The organism is Rhodococcus sp. (in: high G+C Gram-positive bacteria) (genome assembly GCF_049591685.1).
GTDB lineage: Bacteria > Actinomycetota > Actinomycetes > Mycobacteriales > Mycobacteriaceae > Rhodococcoides.
In genome coordinates this window covers 1-1,871 of sequence record NZ_JBAWFH010000364.1, presented here as the reverse complement: position 1 = coordinate 1,871, position 1,871 = coordinate 1, and the positions used below count along the sequence as shown (strand labels likewise).

The following is a 1,871-nucleotide window of genomic DNA, read 5'->3' as shown; positions in this document are numbered from 1 at the left end:
GTGCCGGCGTTGCCTCCACCTGCAGATTGAACAGGAATCCGACGGATTCCTCCTTCAGACCCTCGAGCATGCCCTGGAACATGTCGTAGCCTTCGCGCTGGTACTCGACGAGCGGATCGCGCTGCGCCATGGCGCGCAGGCCGATACCTTCCTTGAGGTAGTCCATCTCGTAGAGGTGCTCACGCCACTTGCGATCGAGCACGGACAGCAGGACTCGCCGTTCGAGTTCTCGCATTCCGTTGTCGCCCGCAATTGCTTCGATGTCCTTCTCGCGCTTGGCATATGCCTCACGCGCATCGGTGAGAAGCGCTTCGAGCAACTCTTCACGGGAGAGGTCGCTCTTCTCCCCCAGCTCGTTCTCGTGCGAGAGCTCCCGGTGATCGATCCCGACCGGGTAGAGCGTCTTCAGCGCAGTCCACAGCTGTTCGAGATCCCAGTCCTCGACGTAGCCCTCGGCCGTGGCACCGTTGACGTAGGCGGTGATCACGTCGGTGATCATGCCTTCGACCTGGCCCTCCATGTCGGCCCCTTCGAGGATGCGACGCCGCTCCTCGTAGATGACCGTGCGCTGCTGGTTCATGACCTCGTCGTACTTGAGGACGTTCTTGCGGATCTCGAAGTTCTGCTGCTCGACCTGCGTCTGCGCACTCTTGATGGCCTTCGAGACCATCTTGGCCTCGATCGGCACGTCGTCGGGCAGGTTGAGTCGCGTCATGATGGATTCGAGCGCCCCACCGTTGAAGCGGCGCATCAACTCGTCACCCAGGGAGAGGTAGAAACGCGATTCGCCGGGATCACCCTGACGACCCGACCGGCCGCGAAGCTGGTTGTCGATGCGTCGCGAATCGTGCCGTTCGGTACCGAGCACGTACAGTCCGCCGGCGTCACGGACCTTCTCCGCTTCTTCCTTGACCTCGCTCTTGACCGTCTCGATGGTCTCTTCCCAGGCTGTCTGGTACTCATCGGGGTTCTCGACGGGATCGAGCGACTGCTTGCGTAGCTGTAGGTCGGTGAGGATGTCCGGGTTACCGCCCAGCACGACGTCGGTACCGCGGCCTGCCATGTTGGTCGCGACGGTGACGGCGCCGAGACGACCGGCCTCGGCGACAATCGTCGCCTCCTGCTCGTGGAACTTCGCGTTGAGGACGCTGTGCACCACGCCGCGCTTGGTGAACTGCTTCGACAGGTATTCCGAACGCTCGACGCTGGTGGTACCGATCAGGACCGGCTGTCCCTTGCCGTTTCGCTCGACCACGTCGTCGACGACAGCGTCGAACTTCGCTTCCTCGGTCTTGTAGATGAGGTCCCCGTTGTCGACACGAACCATCGGACGGTTCGTCGGGATGGGAATGACGCCCAATCCGTAGATCTGGTGCAGCTCGGCGGCCTCGGTCTGGGCGGTACCCGTCATACCGGACAGGGTGTCGTACAACCGGAAGTAGTTCTGCAGGGTGATCGTGGCGAGAGTCTGGTTCTCGGCCTTGATCTCCACCTTCTCCTTGGCCTCGATGGCCTGGTGCATGCCCTCGTTGTACCGACGTCCCACCAAGATTCGACCGGTGAACTCGTCGACGATGATTACCTCACCGTCACGGACGATGTAGTCCTTGTCCTTGGTGTACAGCTCTTTCGCCTTGATGGCGTTGTTGAGGTAATTGACCAACGGGGAGTTGGCGGCCTCGTACAGGTTGTCGATGCCGAGTTGATCCTCGACGAGTTCGACGCCGGCTTCGTGCATGCCGATGGTGCGCTTGCGGATGTCGACCTCGTAGTGGACGTCCTTCTCCATCAGCGGAGCAAGCCGGGCGAACTCGCTGTACCAGTTCGAAGCGCCGTCCGCCGGGCCCGAAATGATCAGCGGGGTACGGGCC

At 61.7% G+C, this 1,871-nt stretch carries 1 protein-coding gene; it reads right to left on the bottom strand.

The features are described from left to right. Positions 1-1,871: preprotein translocase subunit SecA (gene secA, locus WBQ44_RS15180; RefSeq protein WP_495567502.1), on the bottom strand; the 1,871-nt coding region annotated here is incomplete at both ends.